This window comes from Mesorhizobium sp. P2_F7 (assembly GCF_056403695.1).
This window is the reverse complement of record NZ_JBFUFA010000013.1, coordinates 49015-61251: the sequence shown is the minus strand read 5'-3', so window position 1 is coordinate 61251 and position 12237 is coordinate 49015. Positions and strand designations below refer to the sequence as shown.

Genomic DNA, 12237 nt, shown 5'->3' with positions numbered 1-12237 from the left:
ATATAGAAGCCGTAGAGCGCTATCTCCTGCCCCTCACACCATTATCCCGTACCGCTCTAGGTCCGCCCTAAGCGCTTTTGCGTCGGTAAACAGCACGGCATTCCAGCCGGCAGCCTTGGCGCCGTCGACGTTCTTCTGGCTGTCGTCGATGAACAGCGTCGCTGACGGTTCGAGGCCGAACGCGGCGACGTGATGGTCGTAGATGGCGCGGTCGGGCTTGATCTCACGGATGTCGGCCGACACGGTGACGCCACGCGGGCGGCTGAGAAAGTCGAAGCGCAGCCTCGCTTCGGCAAGTGTGTCGGCGGCGAAATTGGTCAGCATGGTCACGTCGTGGCCGCTCTCGATCAGGCCGAGCATGATGGCGACGCTGTCCTCATAGGCATGCGGCACCATCTCGTGCCAGTGGCGGCGAAAATTGCGAATGTTTTCGGCATGATCGGGATGCTCGGCGATCAGCAGCGCTTCCGCTTCTTCCCAGGTCCGTCCGCGGTCCTGCTCGATGTTCCAGTCATGCGTGCAGACATTGTCGAAGAACCACTTGCGCTCCTCGGCATCCGGGATCAGGCGGCTGAACGGAATGTTCGGATCGTAGTGGATCAGCACGCGGCCGATGTCGAACACGATGTGGCGGATTTCAGTCATCTTTATCCCTTCAATGCGGGCGGTGCTTTTAGGTGCATGTCGCCCAAAAGTGTGCAGCGGTTTTGGGAAACGACATGCACAAAACAAACAACCCAAAGCGCGTCGCGTACGATGCGTCACGCGCGACGCGCTTTGGTCGCGCCCGGTATCGCCGCTTCGATTACCTTTTTCATGACGGTCGGTAGCGCTTCCCCCGAAATGTCATGGGCCAGCGACCAGAAATGTCCTTCAGGCGCATCACTTTTCACCTGCGCGTGAAAGACTTCGAGCTCGAGCGCGAAATGGGTGAAGACATGCGCGATCTCACCGGCGCGCCGCCAGTCGGCGGGGAAGGGTGCGGCGTCCGCAGTCGTCGCGCCATCGATCCGCGCGGTCCAGCCGGTGGTCGGCACTTCGGTCATGCCGCCGAGCAGGCCTTTGTCCGGCCGCTTGCGCAAAAGAATGGCGCCGTCGGCGCGTTCGGCGACAAACGCAGCGCCGCGCCTCAGCGGCTTGTCGGCCTTCGGCAGGCGGACCGGGAAGCGTTCGGGGTCGCCGGAAAGGATGGCGCTGCAATCCTCACGCACCGGGCACAGCATGCAGCGCGGCCGCTTTGGCGTGCAAATCGTGGCGCCTAGATCCATCATCGCCTGCGCGAAGTCGCCCGGCCTTGTCTGCGGGACCAGTTTTTCGACCAGCGCACGAATTTCAGGCTTTGCCTCGCTGAGCGGCGTCGCGATGGAATAGAGCCGCGAGATGACGCGTTCGACATTACCGTCGACGACCGCCGCCGGCCGGTCGAAGGCGATCGCCGCGATCGCCGCCGCCGTATAGGCGCCGATCCCCGGCAATTCTCCCAAACCCGCTTCGTTGTCGGGAAAGCGGCCGCCGCGTTGCGCAACGAGATCGGCGCAAGCCTTGAGATTGCGGGCGCGCGAATAATAGCCAAGCCCGGCCCAGGCCTTCATCACATCCTCGGTTGGTGCTGCGGCGAGTGCCCCAACATCAGGCCATTTTTCGACGAAAGTGCGAAAATAGGATTTTACCGCTTCGACCGTGGTCTGCTGCAGCATCACTTCCGACAGCCAGATGCGGTAGGGATCCGCCCGTGCGCCGCCGGCCGCAGCGCGCGGCGCAATGCGCCACGGCAGCTCGCGGTGGTGCGCGTCGTACCAGGCAAGCAGGCGTGAAGCGATCTCTCCGGATGCGGCCTTGCGGGTCTGTTCGTGCAGTGCCATTGATCGCGGGCTGGCTCTAGGCTGGTGGGGAGCGTGGCTGGAGAACGTACATGGCAGGGAGAACGCCTTACGGCAATCCCGTTCCGGTGAGCGATCTCGCCACCCAGATCCTCGATCCCGTGCTGCGCAAGCGGGCCGGCATCTCGATCGGGCTGGTGCAGTCGTGGGAAGAGATTGCCGGGCCCAGGCTTGCCGGTCACTCGCGCCCGGAAAAGATACAATGGCCGCGCCGCATGCACGAAGACGACCCGTTCGAGCCGGCAACGCTGGTCATCGCCTGCGAAGGCATGGCAGCACTGCATCTGCAGCACGAGACCGGCGAAATCATCAACCGCGTCAACGCTTTCCTCGGCTTCAACGCAATCGGCCGCATCAGGATCGTGCAGAAGCCGGTGCTATCGGAAAAAGCCCGACCGAAACCGGCTCCCAGGCCGCTGACAGCGGTCGAGAAGGCCAAATTGTCCGATACCGTCGGCAAGATCGAGGATGAAGGCTTGCGCGCCTCGTTGGAGCGGCTGGGCGCCACCATTCTTGGCGAAAGGAAGCGGCCGGGGTAATCAACCGGTAATCAGCCGGTCATGAACCCGTCACCAATCTCGCGCATTCGTGATGATGCATATAGAGTTAGGCGATTGGAATGGGACGGCGATGCCTTAATTCCCGCCAACTCTCGCCTTTTCTAGCCTTTGCATTGCAAAATCCAACCATAGTCAGGTGATTCGCATGAACCGTAGCTTGTCTCGCAGAAACCTCCTGTCTTCGCTGGCAGCCATTCCGGCAGTGGCACTGCTCGCCGCATGCAGCGATTCCGGCGAGGACGCCAAGGCGGCGGACGTCAAGCCTGCAACGCCTGCCGTGCCTGCTGCGACGCCTGCCACGCCGGCCGCCGCCAAGGCGCCGGACTCGACGGGCGACGTCAACATGGCCGAGCTGCTGAAGCCCGGCGCTCTGCCCGACAAGCAGCTCGGCAAGGACGACGCCAAGGTCACCATCGTCGAATATGCCTCGATGACCTGCCCGCATTGCGCGCATTTCGCGGCGACCACCTTCCCAGAGTTGAAGACCAAGTACATCGACACCGGCAAGGCCCGCTACATACTGCGCGAATTCCCGTTCGATCCGAGCGCCGAGGCCGGTTTCATGCTGGCGCGCTGTTCAAAGGATAATTATTTCCCGATGGTCGACGTGCTGTTCAAGCAGCAGGCCAACTGGGTCGGCGTCAACAATACCAAGGATGCGCTGCTGCAGATCTCCAAGCTCGCCGGTTTTACACAGGAGTCCTTCGAGGCCTGCTTGACGGACCAGAAACTTCTGGACGATGTGAGATCGGTCCAGAAGCGCGGCGCCGATGAATTCAAGGTCGACTCGACGCCGACCTTCTTCATCAACGGAAAGACCTACAAAGGTGCGATGTCGATTGAAGAAATATCGGCCATCATCGACCCTCTGCTCTGACGTCCAGCCGGCGCCGGAGCGACTGCGCTTTGGCGACTGCGCACCTCTGCGACCTGTGGGCAGGCGCGAATGAAGTTTTCGCGCCTCCGCCTCCTCGGCTTCAAGTCCTTCGTCGAACCCGGCGAGTTCGTCATCGAACGCGGCCTGACCGGTATTGTCGGGCCGAACGGTTGCGGCAAGTCGAACCTTGTCGAGGCGATGCGCTGGGTGATGGGCGAAAGCTCCTACAAGAACATGCGCGCGTCCGGCATGGACGACGTCATCTTTTCCGGTTCGGGAACGCGGCCCGCGCGCAACACCGCCGAAGTCACGCTGTTCCTCGACAACAGCGACCGCACCGCGCCCGCCGCCTTCAATGATGCCGACGAATTGCAGGTGTCGCGCCGCATCGAGCGCGAGGCCGGCTCGCTCTACCGCATCAACGGCAAGGAAGCCCGCGCCAAGGACGTGCAGCTTCTGTTCGCCGACCAGTCGACCGGCGCACGCTCGCCCTCCATGGTCGGCCAGGGCCGCATCGGCGAGCTGATCCAGGCGAAGCCCCAGGCGCGCCGCGCGCTGCTCGAAGAAGCTGCCGGCATTTCCGGCCTGCACACGCGCCGTCACGAGGCAGAGCTTAGGCTGAAGGCCGCCGAACAGAATCTGGAGCGGCTGGACGACGTCGTCGGCGAACTGGAGAGCCAGATCGAAAGCCTGAAGCGCCAGGCGCGCCAGGCCTCGCGCTTCAAGAACCTGTCAGCCGATATCCGCAAGGCCGAGGCGACGCTCCTGCATCTGCGCTGGACGCTGGCCAAGACCCAGGAAGGCGAGGCGCGCTCGGCACTTGCCGTTGCCACCGCTCTGGTCGGCGACCGCGCCTCGGCGCAAATGGCCGCCGCCCGGGAGCAAGGCATCGCCGCGCACCGGCTGCCCGACCTGCGTGACGCCGAGGCCGCCGCCGCTGCCGCCTTCCAGCGCCTGTCGATTGCCAAGGCGCAGATCGAGGAAGAGGCCGGCCGCATCCGCGCCCGCCAGGCCGAACTCGAGCGCCGGCTGCAGCAACTCGATGGCGACATCGCCCGCGAAGAGCGCATGGTGCGCGACAATGCGGACATTCTCGAGCGCCTGCGCGAGGAAGAGGCCACGCTCAATTCCGAAAATGCCGGTGCCGCCGAACGCGAGGCCACCACACGGGCGGCTTTCGAACAGGCCGGCGCCACGCTTGCCCAGAGCGAAGCCAGGCTTGCCGCGCTGACCGCCGAACGCGCTGAGGCCGCCGCCTCGCGCAACCAGATAGAACGCACGCTGCGCGAAACCGCAGAACGCCGCGATCGCTTTGCCCGCCAGCTGGCCGACGTCGACCGCGAACTGTCCGAGATCCTATCGAAGGTCGCCGGCCTGCCCGACCCCGCCGAGAAGCGCGCTCTGGTCGAGGACGCGCTCGCCCGGCTGGAGGAAACCGAGGGCGGCGCCATATCAGCTGAACAAGCGGTCGCCGAGGCGCGTGCCGCTGAAAGTGCCGCCCGTCCGCCGCTGCAGGACGCCAAGGCGGAACTCGCAGGGATCGAGACCGAAGCCCGCACGCTGGCCAAGATCCTGAACGCCGCCAGCGGCGATCTGTTCCCATCGGTGCTGGAACAGCTCAGCGTCGAACGCGGCTACGAGACCGCGCTTGGTGCTGCCCTTGGCGAGGATCTCGACGTGCCGCTCGACCGCAGCGCGCCGGTTCATTGGGGCGAAAGCCAGGTTCAATCAGGCGATGCGGCTCTGCCCGAAGGCATCAAGAGCCTCGCCAGCGTGGTGCGCGCGCCTTCGCAGCTCGCCCGCCGGCTGGCGCAGATCGGTATTGTCGAGCCCGCTGAGGGCCGACGCCTGCAGGCATTGCTTGCGCCCGGCCAGCGGCTGGTCAGCCGGGACGGCGCGCTATGGCGCTGGGACGGTCTGACGGCCAGCGCCGATGCCCCGACAGCGGCCGCGCAGCGGCTGGCGCAGAAGAACCGGCTGGCCGAGCTCGATGCCGAGGCGGTGCAGGCGACGCAGATCGTGCGCGAGGCCGAAGCGGCCCTTGCCCAGGCCGAACAGGCGCTGCGCCAGGCAAGCGAGGCCGAGCGCAACGCCCGCCAGGCCGGCCGCGATGCCCAGCACGGCGTGGACGCCGCCCGCAACGCATTGGCTGAAGCCGAAAAGGCAGGCGGCGAACTGGCAAGCCGGCGCGCCGCTTTGGACGAGGCGCGCGCGCGCATCGTCGACAGCCATGAAGAGACGGCTGCCGCCTTCGCCGAGGCCGAAATGCTGCTGCAGGACGCGCCCGATCTCGGCGACCTGCAACTGCAGCTTGAACAGTCCGCCGCCAATGTCGGCAGGGACCGCGCAACCTTGGCCGACGCGCGCGCCGTCCATGAGGGCCTGCGCCGCGAGGCCGAGGCGCGCACGCGCCGGCTCGACGCGATCGGCGCCGAGCGCAGCAGCTGGCTGCAGCGGGCCGAAAACGCTTCGACCCAGATCGCTTCGCTTGGCGAACGCAGGGCCGAAGCCGAGGCCGAGCGCGAAACGTTGGCCGACGCCCCCGACGAGATCGACGCCAGGCGGCGCGCGCTGCTGTCGCAGCTGACCGAGGCCGAAACCTTGCGCAAGGCGGCCGCTGACCGTTTGCAGGACGCCGAGAACAAGCAGGCGGAACTGGACAAGGCCGCCACCGCGGCGATCCAGTCGCTGGCCGATGCCCGCGAAACCCGCGTCCGCGCCGAAGAGCGGCTGACCGCTGCCGATGAGCGCCGGCTCGAGGTCGAGGCGCGCATCCAGGAAACGCTGAACACGCCGCCGCATCTGGTCATCCGCCACACCGGTCTGGAGGTCGACAGCCCGATGCCGGAAATGGCCGACATCGAGCGCCAGCTCGACCGGCTGAAGGTCGAGCGCGAGCGGCTCGGCGCCGTCAACCTTCGCGCCGAGGAAGAGCAGAAGGAATTGTCCGACCGGCTGGAGACCATCGTTTCCGAGCGTGAGGACATCATCGAGGCGATCCGCAAGCTCAGGCAAGCCATCCAGAGTCTCAACCGCGAGGGCCGCGAACGGCTGCTCGCCGCCTTCGATGTCGTCAACGGCCATTTCCAGCGGCTGTTCTCGCATCTGTTCGGCGGCGGCACGGCCGAACTGCAGCTGATCGAATCCGACGATCCGCTCGAAGCCGGCCTCGAAATCCTGGCCCGTCCGCCGGGCAAGAAGCCGCAGACCATGACGCTGCTCTCCGGCGGCGAGCAGGCGCTGACGGCGATGTCGCTGATCTTTGCCGTGTTCCTGACCAATCCGGCGCCGATCTGCGTGCTCGACGAAGTCGACGCGCCGCTTGACGATCACAATGTCGAACGCTTCTGCAATCTCATGGACGAAATGGCCGCCACCACCGAGACGCGCTTCGTCATCATCACCCACAATCCGATCACCATGGCGCGCATGAACCGCCTGTTCGGCGTGACCATGGCCGAGCAGGGCGTCAGCCAGCTGGTCTCGGTCGACCTGCAAGCCGCCGAGGCGATGCGCGAGGCGAGCTGACTCGTCACAGCATGATGCCGAAAAGTGTGAAGCGGTTTTCGGACGACATCATGCTCTATTGATTTAGTCGGCAATGGCCTCAATCCCGGCTTTCGACTATAGCACCAACGGAATGCAGCCAATCGCCTCTGATGGCTGGCTTGGTCATGTGCCTGGAGAACGTTGTTGCCTGTACTCGTCACCGGAGCCGCGGGGTTCATCGGAAGCCATGTCTGCCATCATTTGCTGAACCGCGGCGAAGCGGTCGTCGGCGTCGACAATATGAACGACTATTACGACCTGGCGCTGAAGCAGGGCCGGCTCGCCCGCCTCACGCCGCATAATGGCTTTTCCTTTCACCAACTCGACATCGCCGAACCCGGCGCGCTGGCCGATGCACTCGCCGGACAAGGCATCGTCAGGGTCGTACATCTGGCGGCACAGGCGGGCGTGCGCCATTCGCTGGACAATCCCCGGCTCTATGTCCGCTCCAACGTCGTCGGCCACCTCGAAGTGCTCGAATTCTGCCGCGCGGCAGTCGGCTTCGAGCACCTGGTCTATGCCTCGTCGAGTTCGGTCTATGGCGGCAACCGCAAGGTGCCGTTTGCGGAGACCGATCAGGTCGACAGGCCGGTCTCGCTCTACGCCGCCACCAAGAAGGCCGACGAGCTGATGAGCCACACCTATGCTCATCTCTTCGGTTTGCCGCAGACCGGCCTGCGCTTTTTCACCGTCTACGGGCCCTGGGGCCGGCCCGACATGGCCTATTGGCTGTTCACCCAGGCGATGCTCGAGGGTAGGCCGATCCGGGTTTTCAACGATGGCGAGATGTGGCGCGACTTCACCTATGTCGACGATGTCGTGCGCGCCATCGTCGCCGTGCTCGACAAGCCGCCGGCGGAAGTGCCGCCATGCCGGATCTACAATGTCGGCAACAACCGCCCGGAGCGGCTCGACGATTTCATCGCCACGCTGGAACGCCTGCTCGGCGTCACCGCGATGCGCAACAATGAGCCGATGCAGACCAGCGATGTCGAGCAGACCTATGCCGACATGACGGCGCTGGAGCGCGATTTCGGCTTCCGGCCCAGTGTTTCGATCGAGGACGGCTTGAAGAAATTCGTCGACTGGTACCGGTCGGAATGGATGGCGAAGTCGGCAAAGTGCTGATTGCCGGAAGCCAGCCCGCCGCCCATTCGGTGCGATTTCGCGGCCGAAGTGAGGGAAATTTAAGCGCAAGCTGCGAGGCTGACGCCACGTCAAGGCGACAGCGCGGGAGGCTTGCGGTGGACCTGAACTACGATTTTGAGATGCAATCGATCTTTCCGAAAGCCGTCTGGCTTGTCCCGGAATGCAAGGAGCTGCTGGACGGGCAGAAGATCGCCCACAACATGAAAGGCAACTACGTCGCGGCCTTCATCGATCCGGCAACCGCCGTTGCGCTCTGGCGCGAGAGACCGGAACTGAGATCGACAATCATAAAGGCGGACTGGAGCACGCTGCCTTACGAAGGCGAAGCGGATGCGGGCAAGGCTCACTTTCTGATCCCCAAATTGATGGAAATCCATGCCAAGGCCGCCAGTGGCACCTATGGTGCGGAAGCCGTCCGCTACGCCGTGTATGACCTTCTTCTCTTCACCAGGAAGCTGACCATGGGCGAGATTCTCGACGCGAACGGCAAGCCGACATGCTCGGATCTGACCCGGCAGAGAATGAGCAACGCCCGGCCGGCATCGAAATTCGACGTCAACAAGGCCGTGATGGCAATGACCTCCGACCCCAGAAATCGTCCCGCATCCGAGACGACTCCGATGCAAGCATCGCCGGTCAAACCGACTGAAGTAGGTCCCGGCCTGTTCGGCCGCGTCGCCCGTGTCTTTGGCCGCAAGACGAACTGATTGTTGTGCGGATCAACGCGCAACCTTCGGCCGCTTGAAAATGATGGGACGCATGGCGCCCTCAACTCAACTCATTATCCAAATAAAGTTGCGCGAAACGAGTTCGTGTTTGTCGGCATTCGGCAGACGCCCGTTTATCGGAGGCCAAAGAAGCTCAGTATCGCAATCACGATGACGACCGCTCCGACGAGCCAAATTATGTTGTTCACGATATCTCTCCCGAAAATTTGTTGCTGGGAGTGAACTCGTCAGAGCCTACTAATGTTCCCGCGTTTTTTGCGTCGAAACAAATGGCCGCCATCCCTTCGTCGGCCGTCAGGCTAAGGTCTGAACATCGTATGACTGAAGTCCTGGCGTTGGAGCCATAGGTCGAAGGCGAGCAACCTATGCCCTCCCAATACATTCCAACCAGGCTGCCGAGTATGAGTCCCTTCATCGGTGGTCAATCGGGTGCCCGCCATTCTCCAAGAGACTAGCGGGCACCCGATTGTCGTGGGACCGCCAAGCGGCGTGACGTTTCAACAACGAGGCTAACAGTGACCTTTGTCCAGAGATCCGCGCGTGACGGCGAAACCCGGCCCGCAAACGACAACGATAATCGTACCTCGGACGTTTTTTCGGTCCTTGACCTGATACCGGCGGCTGACGAAGACAAGGTCGCCGACCTTGTCAGGCGAACAGAGCGCCTGGCGATCGCCGTGCTTATCGCGATGGGGATTTTGCTGATCGTGGCACCGGTGGTCTACATTGCACTTTCTTACGGGATCTGAGACGGCCTGGGTGGTCGAGCACTTCAACGAGAAGCCGGCCAAACGGCGCCTAAGAAGGTGATCTAGAATACCCTACATCAAGGAAAAGGAAGCATGTTGGCTGGGGCGCCAGGACATTAACCCAGCCTGCCATAAGCTTCTGATTTTTAATAAGCTATTGCTTTATCTAACGTTTTCATCACACAACTGACCTAGACAGGTGACCTAAGTTGCACCGTCAGATCGGACACATTGGCCCAAACCTCACACATCAAACGACGCGGCTCGACCTACTACGCTCAAGTCGCAGTGCCACTCGACGTGCAGTCGATCATGAACAGAAAGACCATGGACAGGTCGCTACGCACCAAAGACCCGCGCGAAGCGAAACGTCTCGTGCGTCCCGTCTTAGATGAGTGGGATCGCTTGTTTAGCGAAGCCCGCCGTCAAGCGGCGATCGCCATAGAGCAACGCCAGCAGTTGTCGGTCGCGCAGATAGCTATGCGCGACTACAAGTCTCAGATCGCCTTCGACGCTGAGCTACGTGAAGCCGATCATCGTTGGGCGCAGATCGGTGTCGACTATGACGAAGCCCGCCGGTTCCGCGATGGCTATTCCGGTATCCTTTCCGACGACCAGCTTGAAGGGATCGTTGGCGCTCGCGTCGACCATCACATGGCAGCGCTAGGCCAGCGATCGCCGAAAGGCAGCGCCGAGTGGCGGACAATCGCGCAAGCGCTCTGCGCGTCCACCTATGAAGCCCGTAGCAGGCAAGATGAGCGCGATGGCGGCGATTTTACCGGGACGCCGAAGCACCCGCTATTGATCGACGTAGAGCCGGAAGCTGTGGTCGCTGAAGCGGGCGCGGGCATCATGGACCTCTATGACAGGTATTCGCGCGAGAACTCCAAAGGCATCAGCCAGGACACGCTGACGCAAGCCCGGCGCGACGTTAAGCTGTTTGCCGGCACGACAGGCGATATTCCAGCTTCTAAGATTGATAAGAAGGCGGTTCGCAATTGGAAAGCGCTCCTGATGGATTATCCCGTGAAGGCCGCCGAGATCGCGGTCTTCCGTGGCATGACCATGAAGCAGGTTATTGAGGCTAACGTCTTGGTCAAGAAGCCCGCTATCACAGATCGCACCGTAAATCGGTATCTCTCATCGCTTGGCGCGTTCTGTGAATGGCTTGCCCATAACGAGTATCTCGACCGCAATCCTGTCGACGGTTTCTCTCAGAAGGTCGACAAAGCGAAGCGATCGCAAAAGCCGTTCTCCTCCGACCAAATGAACACGCTGTTTGCATCGCCGCTATTCACCGGATGCCAAAACGATGACGACTGGCACCTTCCGGGCAATCACGCTGTTCGCGATCACCGCTATTGGTTGCCGCTGGTGATGCTCTACAGCGGTGCGCGGCCGGCAGAGATCGCCCAGCTCCATGTCGAGGACGTGCGAGAGCATCACGGCTCATGGATAATCCATATCACCACGGAAGGCGGCGGAGGCAAATCGACCAAGACCAAGGGCTCAATGCGCGTCGTTCCGGTGCACCGGCACCTGGTCGCGCTCGGCTTCATTACCTACTGTGAACGGATGAAGGCGAACGCTGAGACCCGCCTATTCCCGAAGGCCGTCCGAAACCAGCGCGGGCAGATGGTCGCCGACTTCTCACGGGACTTCGGCCGCTATCTGACGCGGATAGGAGTCAAGGTCGGACGAGGGCTTTCGCTCTACAGCTTCCGGCACGGCTTTGTAGACGCCCTCCGCCGAGCCGAATACCTTGATGAACAGTTTGGGTTCTTGATTGGCCATAAAGCCCATTCGATGACTGAACAATATGGCAGCTTGCCTCAAGGCATGTTGCGCCAGCGTGTCGAGATGATCAACCGGGTCGCATATCCGGGGCTGGATCTCAAACACCTCTACCACTAGCTGTGCCGACCAAGGGGCCTCAGCCTTAAAGGCCAAACCCCAAGCCACGGACCTCGCTCCCTTCGCGCTACGGGGCCGACAGTCTAACGCACAGGCCGATCTCAGAACCGATGGTGGCGATACGCGCCTTCGCCGGCCAGCGACCCGGCGCGTCCCATCCGGGATGCGGCTGGCTATAAGGGTGCTATCCTGTAGAGGATCGAAGAATCAGCAGTTTAGATGCAAGCGCTAATCTGAGTTATCCGTAAATATCCCATTATAATCTCGCTATACATAAGATGTAACTGATCTTATGTAAAAGAAAGCGAGAGATATCATGAAGACACCTTCAGGTCGCCCAAATGCGAATACGGAAATCGCGAAGTTCATTGATGGTCGCATCGACCAGCTAAAGGGTCGCAAAAGCCAGAAAGACGTTGCGGTCGAAGCTGGATTCACCAATGTAAATGTCCTGTCGATGATGAAGTCGGGCGCGACCAAGGTGCCATTCGACCGTGTTCCCGGGCTCGCGAAAGCGCTGGAGTGCGACCCTGCGAGACTTTTCCTCTTGGCGCTCGAGCAATACTTTGAGAGCAGCGCGTTGGTGGCGATCAAGCAAATCTTCGGAACTGTCGTGAGCGAGAACGAGGTGTCTTGGATCGAGGTGCTTCGCAAAGCGTCAGACAACACAGATCCACCCGTGACCGCGAGGCGGGCAAAGATCTTGCGCGCGCTTTTCGGGAAGATAGGACCATACCCGGGTCAATGACAGCTAATGCGTGCCCAATCCATCGCGTGAGGGTCACCTCGTCCAACGGAACGGCTGCTGCCCGTGGAGCGTCAATTCCGCGA

10 protein-coding genes are annotated in these 12237 nt (G+C 62.2%); 8 read left to right on the top strand and 2 right to left on the bottom strand.

Annotated elements, in window-relative coordinates:
- Window positions 1-33 precede the first annotated feature (33 nt).
- Together AC1DZ8_RS28115 and mutY are read right to left on the bottom strand one after the other, a co-directional pair.
- Window positions 34-645: an HAD family hydrolase gene (locus AC1DZ8_RS28115; protein ID WP_477302745.1), complete on the bottom strand. Its 612-nt coding sequence runs from the start codon at window positions 643-645 to the stop codon at window positions 34-36.
- 116 nt (window positions 646-761) lie between these two features.
- Window positions 762-1862 (bottom strand): A/G-specific adenine glycosylase, encoded by a 1101-nt coding sequence (gene mutY, locus AC1DZ8_RS28110; RefSeq protein WP_477302743.1) that lies wholly within the window; start codon window positions 1860-1862, stop codon window positions 762-764.
- Window positions 1863-1912: 50 nt separating this feature from the next.
- Between mutY and AC1DZ8_RS28105 the strand changes: the two genes are divergently transcribed.
- The 8 genes from AC1DZ8_RS28105 (at window position 1913) to AC1DZ8_RS28070 (ending at window position 12154) form a co-directional block, all read left to right on the top strand.
- Entirely contained in the window at window positions 1913-2419 is a 507-nt protein-coding gene (locus AC1DZ8_RS28105) for a DUF721 domain-containing protein (protein ID WP_477289346.1), read from the top strand.
- Between the two features lie 166 nt (window positions 2420-2585).
- Entirely contained in the window at window positions 2586-3317 is a 732-nt protein-coding gene (locus AC1DZ8_RS28100; RefSeq protein WP_477302741.1) for a DsbA family protein, read from the top strand.
- 69 nt (window positions 3318-3386) lie between these two features.
- Window positions 3387-6845, top strand: a complete 3459-nt coding sequence (gene smc, locus AC1DZ8_RS28095; RefSeq protein WP_477302739.1) for a chromosome segregation protein SMC — start codon at window positions 3387-3389, stop codon at window positions 6843-6845.
- A gap of 165 nt (window positions 6846-7010) precedes the next feature.
- Entirely contained in the window at window positions 7011-7994 is a 984-nt protein-coding gene (locus AC1DZ8_RS28090) for an NAD-dependent epimerase/dehydratase family protein (RefSeq protein ID WP_477302737.1), read from the top strand.
- 116 nt (window positions 7995-8110) lie between these two features.
- Entirely contained in the window at window positions 8111-8722 is a 612-nt protein-coding gene (locus AC1DZ8_RS28085) for a hypothetical protein (RefSeq protein WP_477401965.1), read from the top strand.
- Between the two features lie 536 nt (window positions 8723-9258).
- A complete protein-coding gene (locus AC1DZ8_RS28080; RefSeq protein ID WP_477302733.1) occupies window positions 9259-9492 on the top strand; it encodes a hypothetical protein in 234 nt (77 codons plus the stop codon).
- A gap of 231 nt (window positions 9493-9723) precedes the next feature.
- Window positions 9724-11406, top strand: a complete 1683-nt coding sequence (locus AC1DZ8_RS28075) for a DUF6538 domain-containing protein (RefSeq protein WP_477302731.1) — start codon at window positions 9724-9726, stop codon at window positions 11404-11406.
- 316 nt (window positions 11407-11722) lie between these two features.
- Window positions 11723-12154, top strand: coding sequence for an XRE family transcriptional regulator (locus tag AC1DZ8_RS28070; protein WP_477302729.1), 432 nt, complete (start codon window positions 11723-11725; stop codon window positions 12152-12154).
- Window positions 12155-12237 lie beyond the last annotated feature (83 nt).

Coding starts and splice junctions, on each gene's coding strand:
- AC1DZ8_RS28070 (WP_477302729.1), top strand. CDS start 11,723: ATGAAGACACCTTCAGGTCGCCCAAATGCGAATACGGAAATCGCGAAG.
- AC1DZ8_RS28115 (WP_477302745.1), bottom strand. CDS start 645: ATGACTGAAATCCGCCACATCGTGTTCGACATCGGCCGCGTGCTGATC.
- AC1DZ8_RS28100 (WP_477302741.1), top strand. CDS start 2,586: ATGAACCGTAGCTTGTCTCGCAGAAACCTCCTGTCTTCGCTGGCAGCC.
- mutY (WP_477302743.1), bottom strand. CDS start 1,862: ATGGCACTGCACGAACAGACCCGCAAGGCCGCATCCGGAGAGATCGCT.
- smc (WP_477302739.1), top strand. CDS start 3,387: ATGAAGTTTTCGCGCCTCCGCCTCCTCGGCTTCAAGTCCTTCGTCGAA.
- AC1DZ8_RS28105 (WP_477289346.1), top strand. CDS start 1,913: ATGGCAGGGAGAACGCCTTACGGCAATCCCGTTCCGGTGAGCGATCTC.